General features: G+C 55.7%; 14 protein-coding genes and 2 pseudogenes. 4 read left to right on the forward strand and 12 right to left on the reverse strand.

The window, feature by feature from the left end; translation table 11 throughout:
- Positions 1–579: 579 nt before the first annotated feature.
- The 9 genes and pseudogenes from ACYJL1_RS18935 to ACYJL1_RS18975 form a co-directional block, all read right to left on the reverse strand.
- A complete protein-coding gene (locus ACYJL1_RS18935; protein ID WP_460898480.1) occupies positions 580–1,824 on the reverse strand; it encodes an NAD(P)/FAD-dependent oxidoreductase in 1,245 nt (414 codons plus the stop codon).
- Between the two features lie 51 nt (positions 1,825–1,875).
- Positions 1,876–2,469 carry an MlrC C-terminal domain-containing protein gene (locus tag ACYJL1_RS18940; protein ID WP_460899161.1) on the reverse strand — a complete coding sequence of 198 codons (594 nt, stop codon included), beginning with the start codon at positions 2,467–2,469 and terminating at the stop codon, positions 1,876–1,878.
- A gap of 102 nt (positions 2,470–2,571) precedes the next feature.
- Positions 2,572–3,380: pseudogene (locus ACYJL1_RS18945) on the reverse strand (M81 family metallopeptidase); the annotation flags it as partial.
- A 9-nt stretch (positions 3,381–3,389) separates the two neighbouring features.
- The gene (locus ACYJL1_RS18950) at positions 3,390–4,418 is read right to left on the reverse strand and encodes an oligopeptide/dipeptide ABC transporter ATP-binding protein (protein WP_460898481.1); all 1,029 of its coding nucleotides are present in this window, start codon (positions 4,416–4,418) and stop codon (positions 3,390–3,392) included.
- Positions 4,415–5,377: an ABC transporter ATP-binding protein gene (locus ACYJL1_RS18955; RefSeq protein WP_460898482.1), complete on the reverse strand. Its 963-nt coding sequence runs from the start codon at positions 5,375–5,377 to the stop codon at positions 4,415–4,417. The genes ACYJL1_RS18950 and ACYJL1_RS18955 overlap by 4 nt, the downstream gene beginning before the upstream one ends.
- 1 nt (position 5,378) lies before the next feature.
- Complete coding sequence (locus ACYJL1_RS18960) at positions 5,379–6,230, reverse strand: ABC transporter permease (protein ID WP_460898483.1); 852 nt, start codon at positions 6,228–6,230, stop codon at positions 5,379–5,381.
- Entirely contained in the window at positions 6,227–7,156 is a 930-nt protein-coding gene (locus ACYJL1_RS18965) for an ABC transporter permease (protein WP_460898484.1), read from the reverse strand. The genes ACYJL1_RS18960 and ACYJL1_RS18965 overlap by 4 nt, the downstream gene beginning before the upstream one ends.
- Before the next feature lie 28 nt (positions 7,157–7,184).
- Entirely contained in the window at positions 7,185–8,771 is a 1,587-nt protein-coding gene (locus ACYJL1_RS18970; RefSeq protein ID WP_460898485.1) for an ABC transporter substrate-binding protein, read from the reverse strand.
- Positions 8,772–9,668, reverse strand: a complete 897-nt coding sequence (locus ACYJL1_RS18975) for a MurR/RpiR family transcriptional regulator (RefSeq protein ID WP_460898486.1) — start codon at positions 9,666–9,668, stop codon at positions 8,772–8,774.
- A 128-nt stretch (positions 9,669–9,796) separates the two neighbouring features.
- Between ACYJL1_RS18975 and ACYJL1_RS18980 the strand changes: the two genes are divergently transcribed.
- Positions 9,797–11,248, forward strand: a complete 1,452-nt coding sequence (locus ACYJL1_RS18980; RefSeq protein WP_460898487.1) for an N-acyl-D-amino-acid deacylase family protein — start codon at positions 9,797–9,799, stop codon at positions 11,246–11,248.
- A 350-nt stretch (positions 11,249–11,598) separates the two neighbouring features.
- Here ACYJL1_RS18980 and ACYJL1_RS18985 read toward each other — a convergent pair whose 3' ends face one another.
- Complete coding sequence (locus ACYJL1_RS18985) at positions 11,599–12,672, reverse strand: aldo/keto reductase (protein ID WP_460898488.1); 1,074 nt, start codon at positions 12,670–12,672, stop codon at positions 11,599–11,601.
- Positions 12,673–12,761: 89 nt separating this feature from the next.
- Between ACYJL1_RS18985 and ACYJL1_RS18990 the strand changes: the two genes are divergently transcribed.
- Entirely contained in the window at positions 12,762–13,664 is a 903-nt protein-coding gene (locus tag ACYJL1_RS18990) for a LysR family transcriptional regulator (protein WP_460898489.1), read from the forward strand.
- Between the two features lie 540 nt (positions 13,665–14,204).
- Positions 14,205–14,429, forward strand: a pseudogene (locus tag ACYJL1_RS18995) (aldehyde dehydrogenase family protein); the annotation flags it as partial.
- A 261-nt stretch (positions 14,430–14,690) separates the two neighbouring features.
- On the opposite strand, the gene ACYJL1_RS19000 reads toward ACYJL1_RS18995, so the two are convergent.
- A complete protein-coding gene (locus tag ACYJL1_RS19000) occupies positions 14,691–15,578 on the reverse strand; it encodes a LysR family transcriptional regulator (protein ID WP_460898490.1) in 888 nt (295 codons plus the stop codon).
- 90 nt (positions 15,579–15,668) lie between these two features.
- Between ACYJL1_RS19000 and ACYJL1_RS19005 the strand changes: the two genes are divergently transcribed.
- Complete coding sequence (locus tag ACYJL1_RS19005) at positions 15,669–16,238, forward strand: NAD(P)H-dependent oxidoreductase (RefSeq protein ID WP_460898491.1); 570 nt, start codon at positions 15,669–15,671, stop codon at positions 16,236–16,238.
- 351 nt (positions 16,239–16,589) lie between these two features.
- On the opposite strand, the gene ACYJL1_RS19010 is transcribed toward ACYJL1_RS19005, so the two are convergent.
- A complete protein-coding gene (locus ACYJL1_RS19010; RefSeq protein WP_460898492.1) occupies positions 16,590–17,702 on the reverse strand; it encodes a Gfo/Idh/MocA family protein in 1,113 nt (370 codons plus the stop codon).
- Positions 17,703–17,717: the final 15 nt, after the last annotated feature.

Consider the following 17,717-nt stretch of genomic DNA (forward strand, 5'->3'; position numbering starts at 1 on the left):
AATGAGTCGTCGTTTGACCTAGCACGGTAAGGGCGCGCCGATCGCCGGGGCTGACGCTACCGAGATTGTGGCGTTTCTCGTATCCGATCGCGCCAGCTTTATGGTTGACGGGATCGTCTTGGCTGACTGCGGCAAGAGGTGTCCTCATCGGTTAGTGACGTTTCACTTGGGAAAGTCGGCCCGGCGCTAGCATTCAGCGCACTATAGTTTCCACGCTGATATGCATTTTCCTCGCATGACGAATCGAAACGAACACGCGAGTGACCTGAAATCTTGCCACGCCCTCATCGGAATTCGGCATTTGTGTGATACCGGAAGTTGCCAGAAATCCTTCCTTTGAAAATGCCGATAAGGGGCGATTCTGGAGCGTTTTTGATTGTAGCCTGAAGATCTACAACCCCGATTAAAAGCCTATTGTGGCAACCTACTCAGTAGTACGCCTTGAAAAGTGAGTTCGAGCAACCGCTTCGAAAAATTTACATGTGGAACGAATGAAGCTCTTATTGAGAACTGGCTTATCAAAGCGCCAACGAGGCGCGCAAGCTTCGTCATGTCGCCGCGGTGTCACCGTAGCGGCCCTCAAAAACGATCCCAGCGGTATGGTGAAAGATCCGTCAAAGGCACTTCTCCCGTCATCTGCTCGGCCAGCAAACGTCCACTGACGGGTCCAAGGGTAAATCCGTGATGGGCATGGCCGAAGTTGAACCACAAGCCTCCATGGTTTCCGGCTGGTCCTATAACTGGCTTCATATCGGGCAGACATGGCCGCACGCCCAGCCAAGGCTGATCGTCTACGCGCTCGCCTAATGGGAACATCGTTCTTGCGATCGCCTCGGCTTTGTGCAGTTGAACGGGCGTAGGCGCGGAATCGCGAGCGGCCAGCTCGACGCCCGTCGTCAGCCGAATTCCGTCGCGCATCGGCGAAAGAACGAAGCCTCCTTCCTCACACACGACAGGAATGGCAAGGGCAGCCTCCCGGGATGGTCGGAAATGCATATGGTAACCGCGCTTTACCGCCATTGGAAAAGAGTATCCAAGCGGCTTCGCAACATCCGTCGACCACGCCCCGAGCGCGACTACAGCGTGCTGCGCCTGGACGTCACCGCGATCTGTCGCAAGGCACCATCGTCCGTTGGACTGTCGCAGATTTCGCGCGTCGGCATTGAGCACCAATCCTCCGCGCTTCACGAACAGTGCACCATAGGCTTTTGTGACATCGCCCGGGCTTGAGACAGTAACTGGATCGCGCCAATGAACAGCGCCCGCAAGGTCTGGACTCAGCTCAGGTTCCAGTTCCCGGAGCTGACGGCTATCCAGAATGTCGTAGCGCAATCCATATTCGCCCAGGCGCTCAGCCTCCTGTGTCGATGCCGCAAGATTTCGCGGCAAGCGGCATATTTCCAGCCATCCTGTCGCGCGGGCAAGATGAGTAACGCCCGCGTCCTTTAACAGGGATTGATGCTCGCTGACGCTTTGCTCGATCAAGGGCAGCATGTCCCGTGCGAGGGCAGCCAATTGTTTCGGTGAAGAGTTGCGCCAGTATTGGAACAGCCAGGGTGCGATGCGCGGCAGATGATTCCAATGATAACGTACGTCCGACGAGCGGTTTAGAGCCAAACGTAAAAGGGTCGGTATATGGCGAGGAAATGCATATGGAATGACGCTGGAACGTTCGATAAGACCAGCATTTCCGTAGCTGGTTTCCTCGCCGACACCTCTGCGATCAACGAGGGTCACCGTACGCCCCCTGGCCTGTAGATGCAGGGCGGTGGAAACGCCCACAATTCCGGCTCCGAGCACGATAACATCACTATCAATAATCAAAATCGTTTCCTAAAAAGAACCAGTAAAGCGGCTGACAGCACCAATTACACGTCACGAGCCAGCGACATATTCCATGGTTCTATCGAGCGGAAAGATGGGTCGCGGCACATTCCGATAGGGAAGCTTGTCGAGCTGTAATGTGCACAGTGCACCACTGTCACACACGATCACCTTATCGGCGATCGGCTCGAAGGCAGCCCGAAAATGCTGCATGGATTTGAGCGCAACAACCGACTTTCGTGTCGGATCGATCCCGAACGCGGCGAATTGCTGAAGGTCCAGCATCTGCGTCACACGAGTAACGATCAGTATGTCGATACCTTCAACACGTAACACGGCCGACGTACCGAAACTGAGCTGCAATCCACCAATCATCGGGCCACTGCCGGTGAATAGGCCATCACTGACCAGCATCAACGTTCCGGTCAGCCTCAGTGGCCCACCGCCGAACCGAGGATCAGTCTTTCCTCCGATCTTCATCGTCACCGTCTCACCGATTGTGCATCCCGCAAGTTCGTGCGCTGCCTCCACATCAAGCAGGGGACCGAAGCAGGCGTTCTCGACCTTCGCTTGGAGAAGCGCGCGCAACAGTTCGGTCGAATCTCCATAACCGCCGCCGCCCGGATTATCGGCATAGTCTGCCACAATGATCGGCTTGTCTGGATGTCGATGTTCCTTGCATATGGCTGCTGCGCGTTCGACGGAATAATAGGTATTGTAGGACTGGTGCCGTCCCTCCCAAATTTCGTCGGCGATACCCTCTGCAAACGTCCGGTGAGCGGGGTCCGAACCCTGAAAGGTAACCAAGACCGTGGGCCCGACATCCGATATATCGGCGCTACCGAAACCCGCGTTGACGCTAACGGCAAAGACATCGGGTTGCTCTTCATATTTTACTGCCCGCGCTACCCATCCGATCATCGGGCCGACATCGGTGCGACCGGTGCTTGCCTCGTCAAGCATGGGACGGTGTGCCCGGATGGTGTGAGGCCTGATTTCGCCCAGCATGGTCCTTTGCAGGATCTGTCCCGCCTGCCTTGCCCTCTCGCGCATGTCGACATGAGGATAGGTCTTGTAGGACACGATGATGTTGGCGAGCTCGCACATTCTCGGCGTGACATTTGCATGAAGATCGAGTGTAATTGCCACCGGGATGTCCGGGCCAAGCACGGCACGCAGCCGCGAAAGCAGCTCACCCTCGCCGTCCTCGCAAAACTCAGTCACCATTGCGCCATGCAATCCCAGCAGCACACCTGAAATGCTGTTCCTGTTCTTTTTCGCGCTTCAATAATGTGGCCTGCGAGCCGATCGAAAGCCTCCCTGGTAACAGGCCCGGACGGCTCAGCCGTGGTGCTCAATACATGCTCGAGTTTCCAGCCGAACTTTTGTGCGCAGTCACGAAACCCCGCCAGCTCTGTGTTGGCATCGCAACGCCTGGCGATGGCTTCATCGCCGAAGTACAGGAACTTGTCGCTAAATGCTTGATAGCCCGTCAGATTTCGGTTGAAGGTGTTGGACTCGTGCTTGAACTCTGCGGTCAGAACCTGGAAGGGCATGTTTGTTCCTTAGATGACATTGGGCGACAACGGAAAATGACAGGCGACGGGATGCACCTTCGCAGGTAAAGCCGCATTGGTGGGTTCATCGCTGCGCTCAACATGTGGGAGGAGTTGCGGGCGCTCTTGCGTACAGCGGTCCTGAGCATAGGGACAGCGTGAAGAGTAAGCGCATCCTGGCGGAAGATCGAAGGAACTGGGAATTTCGCCCACCGGAGGCGCGACCAGCCGTCGCAACTTTGGATCCGGCTCGAATGTGCTGTCGAGAAGCGCTTTTGTATAGGGATGGCGTGGCATGGCCTTGGAGTCCGGCATCTGTTCAACCACGCGACCAAGATACATCACCACGACCGTGTCCGAAAAATATCGGACGAGCCCGAGATCATGGGAAATGAAGAGATAGGTAAGACCAAGATCTTCCTTCAGTTTTTCCAGCAAGCCGACGATCTGGGCCTGTATCGAAACATCCAGCGAAGCTGTCGGCTCGTCGAGAACCAGAAAGTCTGGCTGAAGGGCAAGGGCGCGTGCAATGCCGGCCCGCTGCTTTTGACCACCGGACAGTTGGTGCGGATAGCTGTGAGCCAGCTCCGGGCTGAGGCCAACCATCAACAGAAGTTCCGCAACCTTGGCATCCGATTCTGCTTTGGACATTTTGATACCTTGCAGGCGAAATGGCTCGATGAGGGCATCGCGCAACCGGTAGCGGGGATCGATTGACGAGTAGGGATCCTGGAAAACCATCTGCATGCGCTGCCGCATGCGCCGCATCGCCTTCGGCGGCAGTGTGCTGACATCGATGCCCTCGAACATCACGCTGCCGGAGGTCGGATCAATCAGTCGCAGGGCCAGACGCGCAAGAGTAGACTTTCCGCATCCGGATTCGCCCACTACGCCGGTTACACTGCCACGCTCGATCTGAAGCGAGACATCGCTGACGGCATACATCGTGCGCGGCTTGCTAAAAAGACGGCGACTGCCGCCAAACATTCGGTTGAGACCGACAAGCGAAACCAAGGCGGGCGAGCGAGCGTCAGTCATCCCTGTACTCCCGGGCTGAAGTGGCAGGCGACGAGGCCTCCACCAGAAGTTTTTGTCAGCGAAGGAGTTGTGGTGTGGCAAATGTCAGCGGCTATCGCACAACGGGGGTGAAAGCGACATCCCGCGTCATATGAAGCAACGCTGGGGACACTTCCCGGAATGCCCTTGAGGCTGCCTCGCGCCATGTCCGGACGTGGAATACATTGAATCAACGCTTGCGTATAAGGATGATTTTGCTGGGTGAATATGGCGTGGACGCCGTTGCTTTCGGCCACTCGACCTGCATAGAGCACGACGACGTGATCGCAGGCCTGCGCAATGACGCCCATATCGTGCGTAATGAGCATCAAAGCCATGCCGCGTTGCCGCACAAGCTGCACCATCAACTCAATGATCTGGGCCTGGACGGTTACGTCGAGGGCTGTTGTTGGTTCGTCGGCGATAATCAGGTCAGGGTCCGCAGCAAGCGCCATCGCTATGACGATGCGCTGCTTCATGCCGCCTGACAACTGGTGGGGGTACAGGTTGCAGACTTCAGCCGCTTCGGAGATACGAAGCTGGGAAAGAAGTTCGATACTGCGCTGCCGGGCTGCTTTGCGCGTCATTTTCAAATGGAGCCGCAGAACCTGATCAATCTGGTTGCCGACTGACATGACCGGGTCGAGCGATGTCATCGGATTCTGCGCGATAAAGGCAATCCGGCAGCCCCGGAGCTTTCGGTATGCAGGCTCGGGCAACGTGGTCAACTGGATGCCATCGAAGACGATCGATCCGCTGCGAACCCTCCCCCGGCTAAGCGGCAGAAGTCCCATTACAGTCAGGGCGGTAAGGGATTTGCCAGAACCGGATTCGCCCACGATGCCAAGAATTTCGCCCTTGTCGATGGCAAAGCTGATGCCGTTCAGAGGGTTTACTTCGCCAATGGAAATGGACAGATTATCGACCGAGAGGAGCGGCATATCAAGCTGACCTTACCTGAGTGCGGATATCAAGCGCGCGAATCAGACTGTCTCCGAGCATATTGATCGCGATCACCACCAGCGCCACCGTCAAACCGGGGAAAATGATGATCCACGGCGCAGTAAACATCTGCGCCGTACCATTGCTCATCATGCCACCCCAACTGGGAACCGGAGGCTGGGCGCCGAGGCCAAAAAAGCCCAGAGTGGCTTCCAGGATAATACCGTCTCCCGTAGCAAGCATTGCAGCGACAATAATGGGGGGCATTGCATTGGGCAGCAGGTGACCAAACACGACATGGCACGGGCCCGCACCAAGGCTGACAGTGGCCTCGACATAGGTCTCGTTTTTCAAACTGAGTATTTGTGCACGCGTAAGCCGGGTGAATTGGGCAAGATAGGCTATGCCTATGGCCATCATTGTGGAGTACGTTCCTGCACCGACAATTGCAACAAAGATCAGGGCAATCAGTATTTCCGGAAACGACCATGTCAGGTCGACAACGGCGGTAACCACGCGGTCGAATGCGCCTCCCAGATAGCCGCTCATGGCACCCAGAAACATGCCCACGCAAACCGAAACCGATATGGCCACAACGCTGACTTTCAACGAAGTCCGGGCGCCGTAAATAATGCGCGAGAAAACATCCCGTCCAAACTCGTCAGTGCCAAGCCAGTGTGATGCCGATGGAGCCATATTTGCAATCGGAAGGTTCTGGATATCGTATGGATAGGGCGCGATCCAGTCTGCGCACAGTGCTGTGAATATGATTGCCCCAAGAAACAGTGTAGAGATTGCACCGCTTGGCGAAGATACCACGCGGCAAAGAGTGTTATCTTTGTTGAATGTCATGATTTCATTGCGTCCCTTGAGCGTGGATCCATCGCGGCCTGAAGCAAATCTCCAACAAGCGTTCCAAGCATTACGGCAATTGCAAGCATGAGCAGGCACCCCTGCACGAGGGGGTAATCACGCTGGTTCAACGCTTTGATGAGAAGGGTGCCCAGACCCGGACGGGCGAAGACGAATTCAACTGTGACTGCACCACCCAAAACCCAGCCGATGCGCAGCGCCAGAACTGTAATGACCGGAATCAGCGCATGCCGCAGGATATGGAATATCTGTATGCGCCAATTCGGGAGGCCCTTGGCGTGCAGCAGAAGAATGAAATCCTTTTGTGAAATATCGATCATGGCGACGCGCGTCACACGGGCAATCAGGGCTGTTCCGCCAAGCCCAATCGTGAGCACCGGCAGGACGAGCGCATCCCAACTGCGCGCGCCGGAAACCGGAAACCACCCGAGTTGAACAGCAAAAACAAGGATCAGAAGGAGGCCGATCCAGAAACCTGGAACTGTAGAGCCCAGAAGTACGGAACCCATAATGCCACGGTCGGCCAGACTATCCCTGTGGACTGCAGCGAAAGCACCTGCTGTGATACCGACCAATGTTGAAAACAACAGCGCCAGACTTCCGAGTGTAAGGCTGTAGGGCAGGTTCTGACCTATCAAGGTCGCCACCGGGCGTCGAAGCACGATCGCCTCGCCAAGATCGCCACGGAAAAGTTTGACGACCCAGATTCCATATTGTTGGAGAAGCGGCTTATCAAGTCCATATTTTGCCACAAGTTCCGCTCGTTGTTGTGGCGTCGCGCCTATGCGTAACAGGTTGTCGATCGGATCGCCCGGAACGAGATGGACGATGAGAAAAATCGTCAGCGAGACGGCGAAAAACACCGGGAGAAGCAGTAGCAAGCGCTTCACGGTAAATGCAAACATGTACTTCTTCCCCCGCTCCCATCACACTCTATTGAACGATGTTCATATCGAGGATGGTTTGCCCTCTCAGGCCTGGACCACGAATTTGGTCGGGCATGGAAAGCCGCTCCTTGTTGTAGCTAATGTTCTGCACCGGCTGATAAATCGGCGCAAAAAGCCACTGGGAGAGGATGTACTCGTGGTAGGTTGTGAAATTTGCAACTCGTTCCTCCCACGTGCGGGATTGAGTCATCGCCTTCTTGTTCAGTTCTTCTGATCGTGCATCATTCCACATCGAAATATTGGGATAACCCAGACGCTGGGCGCTGAAGAACCAATCGAGGATGTCGGCATTGGTCCAGTCGTAGCTGCGTACCGCGAGCTGATGTGCGTTCTTTTTATAGAGATCGCGAATGGTACTAGAATCGTAGATCGTGATCTCGGCCTTCATACCGATCGCTTTGAGCTGCGCCTGAACAGCCTCTGACACCCGCTTGAACTCGGTATCGCCCTGGGTCCAGAGTGTGACGGAGAGTGGCTTTCCATCCTTCACCCTGATGCCGTCGGACGCCATTTTCCATCCCGCCTCGTCCAGGAGGGCTTTGGCTTTCTCGACATCATAGGAGACATTGAATTTCGGATCGACATTGGCTTCAGCCAACGAGCTGATCAGGAAGTTGTGGGCCTCGGTACCGACGCCGTGGAAGATGTTATCCAGTATTTCCTTCTGATTGACAGCCAGTGCCGTTGCCTCACGGACGCGCACGTCGGTGAACGGCTCGACGCTGGTGTTTATCGGCATATACATGACGACGAGTCCAGGAAGGTTGAGCGTTGCCAGATTTGCTGTGGCACCGATCTGCGGCAAGAAATCGGTTTGCACGTCGTAAAGCAGATCTATGCCGCCGGTCTTCAGCTCAAGGAAGGCCGTTGATTGCTCGGGAATTTCCCGCATCGTCAGAGTTTTGATCTTGGCAGGTCCCTTGTTCTGCGACAGATCGGATCCCCATGTGTAGTCATCGTTGCGACTCAGGACTGTTTCTTGGCCGACAGCAAAGCTCTCGAGCTTGTAGGGCCCTGTTCCGACGGCGCCGGTAATGCCGTAACTATCTCCCAGTTCCTTGATTGCCTTGGGACTCGGAACTCCCATAAATACGCTGGCGAAGTTGAACAGCACATTCGGATCAGGCTGTTTCATTACCAACTTGACAGTATGGTCATCGATGACTTCAACTTTTTCGATGGCATTGACCATGAACTGGTTTTCTGTCCCCTGAAAAAGGGGCAGCCAATCCACGATTGTCTGGGCATTGAAGGGTTCGCCGTCATGAAATTTGACGCCCTGCTTGAGTTTGAAAACCCAGCTCATCCCATCGGCGGCCGATTCCCAGGATTCGGCCAGATGGGGATGGAACTGCTGTTTTTCGTCTTGCTCGACCAGACGGTCATAAATGAGATAATTGGAAACGTTCAGCATCGTTGCTTTAAGCGGATAGTAGCTAGGCGCACCAACGGCGGACGAGGCAATGACGAAGGTGGCTTCTTGCGCCTGCGCTGTGGTTAGTAACGCGCCGGAAAAGCCGCCCATTGAGGCGAGCAATGCCGTGCCCGTGAGTAGATTGCGAATATGTTTCATTTATTTCCCCTTTTTTCTTTTTGATAATGCGTTTGAAAGGCTTTTCGGACCGCTCGGGTCGCCCACATATCCGGTAAAATTACTGTACAACTCGGAGGTGCGGTTCATCCGGTCCTCGACCGTTGTGCCCAGAGCCGCGAACACACCGTTGATGAGCAGATTGGTGAGACTGACCATCAGGGAGTTCGAATCCCAAAACAGGTTGAACTGCGTGGGCACGACGAACATTTCGTCAGCCACTTCCCGCCCCCAGGTACAGAACTCATCGGTAACCAGTATGACCGGTATACCGGCCGCTCTGGCATGCTGGGCCAATAGCGGGGCAAGTCTCGAATAGCGCCGCATCTCAAAAATGACGACACAGGACTTTCCGGCATCGGCCAGGAGCAGCTCGGAAAAATTACCGGCAGCGAGGTCCAGGAGACGAACACCCGGGCGCAGATACTGCAGTTGATTGACAAATATTTGCGCAACACCACGTTCCGTCTGAAAGCCCGCAGCATAAACCTCAGACGAACGGGACAAAAGTTCAACAGCCCGCTTCCATGACGAGGATCGTGCCATCTCATAGATTGCTACCAAACCCGCGATCTCGAGGTCCAGGCTGTGCGCGAGCTCGTCGCGCCCGTTTTTGTTGCGTTCGCGGAACTGCTGAAGGCGGTCCCCGATCAACCACGGTCGATCACCTATATCTTCCCTCAGGACTTCCTTGAACGCCTTGAAGTGTGGGTAGCCCAAGGAACGGCAGAAACGCCCGATCATTGGCTCGCTGACTCCCACTTTTTCAGCCAGCGATGCCGCTGTTTCGAAAGGGATGCCATTCATGTTCGCAAGCATGTAGCTGCCGATCGCTTTCTCGGATTTGCTGGCTTCCGAGGAGGCCAGATATTCAATCAAACGCTTTTGCAACTGGCACCCTTCATCGATTTTGAGTATGGAGAATTTGTTAGTTTATTAAACTATTGTCAATTGATTTTTATTTTCTTACATTTCCACGCAACGATACAATTGAAGGTGCCCAACCGATGTTCACCACCACACACGACCTTGTACTGAGGAATGCATTGATCATTAACGGCACCGGGACCCCCGGCTTCCAGGGTGAAATCGGCATAACGGGCGATAGAATTACGGGCATCGGTGACAAAGACACCCTGCTGGGCAACGAAAGCTTGGACCTGGGCGGACGGGCGATCAGTCCGGGTTTCATCGACGTTCACACACATGATGATCGCCTGGTTCTGGACGATCCCCGGATGACCCCCAAGGTAAGTCAGGGTGTCACGACGGTGATTGTCGGTAATTGCGGCATCAGCCTTGCACCGTTACTTCTGGGTGGCCGGGAGCCACCTCAGCCTTTGAACCTGCTCGGCGGCACTAGCGATTTTCGCTTCAACCGCATGGCTGACTATTTCAACGCTGTGGAGACCGCGTCGCCAGCGATCAATGTCGCCGCCCTCGTCGGCCACTCGTCCTTGCGCGTAGCGGTGATGGACGATCTCGATCGACCTGCGAATGAGTCAGAAATCGAACAAATGCGAAAGACCTTGGTTTTGGCCCTGGAAGACGGGGCCATAGGACTGTCGTCCGGCCTCTACTATCCTCCGGCCCGTGCAGCCGAGATCGACGAAGTGGTACCTCTGGCCCGCGAAGTGGCGTTGGCGGGTGGCGTCTATACCACCCATATGCGCGATGAAGATGATTTCGTCATGGAATCGCTCGAAGAGACGTTTGAGACCGGTCGTCGAGCCGACGTTCCGGTTATTGTGTCGCATCACAAATGCGCGGGCAGGAAGAACTGGGGACGAAGTGTCCAGACCTTGCAGGCAATTGAAGCCGCAGCAAGCCGGCAAGAGGTTGGGGTGGACGTATATCCCTATGCAGCTTGCTCAACGATCCTGCTCCCAGAATGGGTGGATGAGAGCATTCGCGTGATGGTAACGTGGTCCACAACCCACCCCGAGATGGCAGCGCGCGACCTTGTCGACATCGCCAAAGAGTGGGGCATAAGTCAGCAAGAGGCCAGCGCTCGGCTTATGCCGGCTGGCGCCGTCTATTTTGATATGCATGAAGACGACGTCCGGCGCATCCTTAGCAACCCCTTGGTGATGATCGGTTCTGACGGAATCCCCCACGACCAGCATCCGCACCCGCGTTTGTGGGGCACATTCCCCAGGGTGCTCGGCCACTATTCACGGGATGTCGGGCTGTTTTCGCTGGAGGAAGCAGTGCGCAAGATGACGAGCTTGCCTGCGGCAAAATTCCGCCTGAAAGATCGAGGCCAGCTCGCGGTAGGCTATTTTGCAGACCTGGTGGTGTTCGACCCGTCTCTGATCGCGGATGTAGCTACGTTTGAAAAGCCGATCGCCGCTGCAATGGGCCTTGAAACAGTTTTCGTCAATGGCAAGATTGCTTACTCGAATATCGGCAAGGGTTTCCCGGGCAGAAGTGGCCAGGTCATTCGCCGTCAAATATAGTGCCCGTCTCTTATCATTATTGATGAGTATCTGGCGCCAAACAGAACGCATGGAATGCGTCCCCGGCCGCTTTTTTTGGAATAGTTAAGGAGGTAACGAACAGCCTGGATTGCATCTCTCCCTCCCTCCTTAACTGAAGATAACACTGAATGACTGTCCGTTCGCTGGTCAGTCAAGCGCATATTGAAACAGCATTTCGCACATCTCAGAATACTGGTGCCCTCGTAATGGGCGAAGGGCCAGCATTGAAAGGTCGACCGGTTCAGAGGCGATCCAAATCCCGTAAATCATCGTAGCAACAGATAGGTCTGTATTATAAGACATGCCCCATCCATGCCGGAAAACACCACCTAGCTATTAATCCGGCGGTCAATTTTTAACCCGCCTGTCATAATGGCTTGCGTCATCGGGCGGGCAAGGAATTCATGTGGAAAGCCGAGATCAATTGAACTTGTTTGTTCCAACTTTTGGCGATGTTCCTCATCCAGAACCACATTCAAAGCGCCGAGATTTTCTTCAAGCTGCTGCAATGTCCGTGCACCGATCAAAGGTGCTGTCACTGCTGGATTGAGCAATGTCCATGCAAGTGCGACCTGTGATGGTGTGTTACCGGTTTCTCCGGCAATCTTCTTTACCACATCGGCAATTGCAAGCCCCCGCTCGGTCAGGGAACCATTGCCCACCGCAACGTCTCTGCGCGTGCCTTCTGCCGCAGACCCTCGCGGAATCCTGCCAAGGTCGGCCTTTGAATATTTTCCGGCAAGAACACCGCTTGCCAATGGTGACCATGGTATAACGCCAAGGCCCATCTCCTGCGCCATCGGAGTGAGATCACTCTCGGAGGTCCGTTCGATCAGGTTGTACTCCACTTGCAATGCGACAAGTGGCGTCCACCCGCGCAGATCTGCAATAGCCTGCATGCGTGATACCTGCCACGCGGGAATATCCGAAACCCCGGTATAAAGCACCTTGCCGGATCTCACGAGATCATCCAGGCCGCGCAACACCTCCTCAACCGGCGTAGTGAAATCCCATGCGTGCAAATAAAGAAGATCGATATAATCCGCACCGAGCCTTTTCAGGCTCTCTTCCACCGAGCGAACCATAGACTTGCGATGATTGCCGCCGGAGTTTGGGTCGCCTGGGCGCATGGGCAAAGTGTACTTTGTCGCTATAACGAGCTGGTCGCGGCGTCCCTTGGCAAAGTTCCCGACAAAGCGTTCAGAGGTGCCTTCGGTGTAACGATTGGCGCTGTCGATGAAATTACCACCCCGAGCGACGTATGCATCGAAAATGCGGCGCGCGTCGGCTTCTTCTGTGCCCCAGCCCCAGTCGGTGCCAAAAGTCATTGTACCCAGCGCTATAGGCGAAACCCGCAGGCCAGAGCGGCCAAGCAGGCGATAATGATCAAGTGCAAGTGTCATGTCAGTCTCCTTTCGGATCTATACTGACGCATTCCATTGATTTGATAATCGTGTATTATCTCTATAGGTCATTAAGCAATGGAGATATAATGCGGGGATCGGATTATGCAGAATTGCGCGCCTTTGCCATGCTTTCAGAGCACCGCAGTTTTCGCCGCGCCAGCGCGCATCTTGGCATGTCAGCATCTGCTCTGAGCCAGACAATAGCAAAACTTGAAGCCCGCTTGGGAGTAACACTGGTCAATCGGACGACGCGTAGCGTCAGCCTGAGCGCGCCGGGTGAAAGCCTCATCCAGAAACTGCGTCCGATTCTTGCCGATCTTGATGCGACCATCAGTGATGTCGTGTCTTCACGCGGCGTTATTGCGGGAACCTTGCGTATAAACACTACTCAGATTGCCCTTTCCCACTATCTGGCACCGCTGTTGGCGCCATTGCTGAATGCTCATCCGGAATTGATACTGGACATAACGGTTGAGGAAGGGCTCATCGATATTGTGTCGGGGGGATATGATGCAGGCGTCCGCCTCGGCGAGAAACTGCATGCAGATATGGTCGCCCTGCCCATCAGTGGACCCCAACGCCTGATGTGTGTAGCAGCGCCCGCCTATCTTGAGCGGATGGGAACACCCGAAACGCCGTATGATTTAAGGCATCATCGCTGTTTCAATTATCGCGGCCCGACCACCCACAATATCTACCGTTGGGAATTCGAGCGAGATGGCAAAGAGTTCGAGATCGCGGTGGATGGACCGATCGTTGTCAACGACACGCAGGTTCTGGTTCAAACCGCCGTAGCTGGATTGGGTGTGGCTTACCTATTGGAGGACCAGGTGAAGCACGAGGTGGCTGCGGGTCGCCTCCAGTTGATCCTCAAGGGTTGGGCACCGCGTTTTCCCGGCTTTTACCTCTACTATCCGAGCAGGCGTCAGGCTTCACCAGCATTGCGCGCGCTGATCGAACTCGTACAACGGCAAATAGCCTCACGTTGAAGTGAGATATTGATCGCGTCCGCTCTGCACCTAAGTGGTCGGCATCTACAGGAGTTGTTGATAGAGGCTAACTCAATTTTGGTGCTCTCCATTATGGAAATAATGACCTAGATGTCCTTGAGGTGTACGATGATCCAGCCGCAATCTAAGTCTTTAGCGTACTCCACCTCGCCCTCCTTAACTGGTTTTTCAGTCGCTATCGTCTGGTATCCGGTGTGAGCAGCGGTGGTTTGAACCTGGTATTCCTTGTCCTGACGGGAATCGAACTGTGTATCTGGCGCCCGATCATTCAATAGGACCTAGTCTCGATCACGACCGGACTTATGGAACTGGCGTCAAGCTCGCAACTGGCCGAAAAAGATGCCTTGGCGATCTACGAGGCCGCATTCTGATGATGGCCGGCAACAGCAGATCAGCCAGCAATTGACAGGACAAAATGCAAAAATGTCAGCTCTTTATCGGCGGAAACAACTATGATTCTGACGGCGGAGAATGGTTTGAAAGCTTTAATCCCTATACCGGTGAGGTTTTCGTGTGGACAAGGATATAGGCCGGGCAATCCGGATGACGAAAGCGTTGAAAGCGGGAATGGTATGGGTCAACACATACCGCGCAGTCAGCTATATGATGCCTTTTGGCGGGATGAAGAAATCGGGTATTGGCCGTGAGAGCGGCTTGAAATCAATCTACGAATTTCTGGAGACAAAGAGCGTTTGGATATCGACCTCTAACGAGGTTCCGAGCAACCCTTTTGCCTTACGCTGAGGAAGTCGCGAGATCGCTGGCGGTTTCCCGGCACTGGTTGTCTGTGATCCAGATCAGAGACAACCAGTGCCGAGTGACCCGTGTAACGTTTCACTTATAACCCCGGCTGAGCATCCGAGGCTTACTCGCTATCAATTCGCCATGGCGGCTGTCGGCAGGCGTAACGGCCTAAACTTTGCGAGCCTTCTGAGGCGGAAGCTCGCACTTGCCCAGCGCCATAAGCCAGATTCGGGCTTGGCCGCACTGAAAGGGCGATCACCATCATCGCAGCAGGTTTGTCAGCAACTTGGCCACATGCTGTAGCCCTGCATCATTCACCCGGCGTCGGTGCCAGGCGAGGTGCAGAGTGAAGCTGCTGAAGGGGATTGGTGTCGGGAAAGTCTTCAATTCTCCGCTTGGAGGCACGACACGTGAGGGGAGCATGGCAACCATGTCTGAAGTTCGCAGCAGGTCAGGCACCATCTGGAATGTGGGCACCACGAGACCTACACGTCGCGAACGACCTACTTTAGCAAGTTCAGCATCTATGGGGCTGCGCTGATCTCCACGCCCGGATACAAGGATATGCGGATAGTTGAGCCACCTTTCGAGGTTGAAGCTGCCGGCGCAAGGGTGACCCGGACGCATCGCCACGACGTAATGCTCCGTCAACAGTTCCTCACGGTGGATATCCTCGTCTATATCGGGAAACACAGAAATGGCGATGTCGCTAATGCCGTCGAGAAGAGCGGCTTTAATCGCTTCGGCTCCTTGCCACGGTTGAATCACGAGATCGATACCCGGTGCAGTATCTCGCAAGTTCTTGAGCAGGGGGCCGATGACGAACAGTGCCGGATAATCAGCCATGGCAATCCGAAGCGTCTGTCGGATGTCGGGGAGAGAAACCTCCGAGGGATCGACTAAATCAGCCACGCCCGCCAGCAGAGACTTCAAAGGCGCACGCAGTGACGCTGCTTTGGGCGTCAAACGCATCGTGCCGCGTCCGCGTTCAAGGAGATCGTCCTGGAGCAGATGACGACAGCGTTGTAGCGCCGCTGACGTTGCAGGTTGCGACAGCCCCAACCTGTCGGCAGCGCGGCTGACATGGGCTTCATCCAGCAGAGCATCCAAGATCACCAGAAGGTTGAGATCGACCGACCGTAAATTCATGGTACGGATAATAGACTATATAAGATATCGATTGGAATGATCTTTTTGTGTGCCCTATCGTAGCTGCATCCATCCATGCAGGAGACGGTCATGTCCAAAACCCTTGTTCTTCTATTTCACCCGAATTTGCCCGGTTCCAAGGCCAATGCAGCGCTAGCTCGTGCTGCCGCCGCCGGGCCTGCTACAGAGGTTGTCGACATGTATGCCGCCTACCCCACGGGCATCGACATGGTTCGAGATGGCGAGGGAGAGGCGGCAAGACTCCTGACCGCAGACCATCTCGTGCTGCAATTCCCGGTCCAATGGTATTCGACGCCGCCTCTTTTGAAGGCTTGGCAGGATGCCGTCCTCACACGGATGTTCTACCTCGTCTACGAGTCAGAGGGGCGCCGTCTGCAGGGAACGCAGCTCATGATCGCTGCAACGGCAGGTAACAGTCCCGACGCCTATCGCTTTGGCGGCCGCAACATGTTCCCCATGAATGAACTCTTCGCGCCGTTGCAAGCCACGGCGCACCGATGCGGTTTGCTCTGGGGAAAGCCGTTTGTGCTTTATAAGGCGGACAAGCTGACACCTCCTGAGCTTGAGGCCGCAGCCAACGACTACGATGCTGCCCTGCGTGACTGGATCCGTACCACCTCCGCAGAGAAGGCGGCCTGAGCATGGAAAAGATACATGACACCTTCGTTGACCTTCCCCTTGGTACGCCGGGGTGGTTCACCTTCTCTTCTCGACTGCTGCCTGCTGGGCTGTTCGGACAGTTCAGGTATCTGTCCCAAGACAGGAACAATAAGGCGCACCTTGATCATTCCCGGAATAACTTTGGCAAAGCGCCGTTCCGCGGAACATCGCCTGAGCACTGGCCAGAAGAAGAACCTGCAGATGCACCGGCCACAAGAATTGTAGCTCCTCGGGCGGCTCTTCTTCCGGCAGTTTCCCCCTCCCAGAATTTCGGAAGGTCACCCGTGTCGTTCGGCCATCGGTGGTGGCCTAAATACACTGAATTAACGATCAGATAGCCATCTTGTAACACTGACTGTCAAAGTCCACTGCGCGCCCGGTCATGGCGGATTTCTGGGCTGCCATGCCGATTGCCGCGGCCCACCAGCCGTCGTCGAGCGTGACCTCGACGTCCTGCAATCCCATGACCACGCGCTGGAAGCGGAGCTGCTGGTAGAAGGTCGATCCGTTGTGATCGCCCGCATCGAGCAGCCGCGGATCGACGGGGATTTCCACCATTTTGGGCCCCTTCGGCGCGCGTGGCGAGACAATCACCTGTGCGACCGGCGGCTCTCCGAGGTGCTCTGGCCAGAAGCGGCCCGGCCCCGGAACCAGGCACTCTATCTTGCCCTTCGGCCCGATCGCGGAAATTTCCTCCTGATAGCGCGCGCCTTCCGCAAACATGCACAGTTCGAGCATTGCGCGGGCGCCTGACTGGAAGTCGATGATGACATAGGCATTGTCCCAGATGTCCGGCCGCTCGTTGCCGATGCGCTCGTCGAGGTGATTGACCGCCTGGCCACCGGACGCCATGACCCGGACGGGATCCGATTGCAGGATATGGCGCATCAGGTCGAAGAAGTGGCAGCATTTCTCGACCAGCGTGCCGCCCGTATTGCGGTTGAACCGGTTCCAGTCGCCGACCTTGCTGAGGAAGGGAAAGCGATGCTCGCGGATGGTCAGCATCCGGATGCCGCCGGTCGCGGCATCCGCCTCTTTGATGAGGCGCGCCACTGGCGGCATGTAGCGGTATTCCATCGCCACCCAGATGGGTGCCGGATAAACGCGGCGCAATGCTTCCAGCTTCGCCGCATCGGCAGGTGCCGTGAAGAGCGGCTTTTCCACCAGGACCGGCAGCGGCCGGATCCGCGCAATCGCCTCCATCTGCGGCACATGGAGATGGTTGGGGCTGGCTATCAGCAGGCAGTTCACCTCCGGCACCGAAAGAAGCGCCTCGATGCTGTCCGCCAGCAGGGCACCCGGCGCATTTTCGGCGGCCAGCGCCCGCATGGCGGGGTCCGGCTCGAAAATCGCGGCGACCGATGCCTCTGGCAGCAATGCGATGTTGCGCAGGTGCTCCTGCCCCATCATGCCGCAACCGATAATGCCGTAACTGGGTGTCAAGACCGTCTTCCTCTC

It is taken from the genome of Phyllobacterium sp. K27 (assembly GCF_054796155.1).

Coding starts and splice junctions, on each gene's coding strand:
- ACYJL1_RS18950 (WP_460898481.1), bottom strand. CDS start 4,418: ATGACTGACGCTCGCTCGCCCGCCTTGGTTTCGCTTGTCGGTCTCAAC.
- ACYJL1_RS18955 (WP_460898482.1), bottom strand. CDS start 5,377: ATGCCGCTCCTCTCGGTCGATAATCTGTCCATTTCCATTGGCGAAGTA.
- ACYJL1_RS18960 (WP_460898483.1), bottom strand. CDS start 6,230: ATGACATTCAACAAAGATAACACTCTTTGCCGCGTGGTATCTTCGCCA.
- ACYJL1_RS18965 (WP_460898484.1), bottom strand. CDS start 7,156: ATGTTTGCATTTACCGTGAAGCGCTTGCTACTGCTTCTCCCGGTGTTT.
- ACYJL1_RS18970 (WP_460898485.1), bottom strand. CDS start 8,771: ATGAAACATATTCGCAATCTACTCACGGGCACGGCATTGCTCGCCTCA.
- ACYJL1_RS18980 (WP_460898487.1), top strand. CDS start 9,797: ATGTTCACCACCACACACGACCTTGTACTGAGGAATGCATTGATCATT.
- ACYJL1_RS18985 (WP_460898488.1), bottom strand. CDS start 12,672: ATGACACTTGCACTTGATCATTATCGCCTGCTTGGCCGCTCTGGCCTG.
- ACYJL1_RS18990 (WP_460898489.1), top strand. CDS start 12,762: ATGCGGGGATCGGATTATGCAGAATTGCGCGCCTTTGCCATGCTTTCA.
- ACYJL1_RS19000 (WP_460898490.1), bottom strand. CDS start 15,578: ATGAATTTACGGTCGGTCGATCTCAACCTTCTGGTGATCTTGGATGCT.
- ACYJL1_RS19005 (WP_460898491.1), top strand. CDS start 15,669: ATGTCCAAAACCCTTGTTCTTCTATTTCACCCGAATTTGCCCGGTTCC.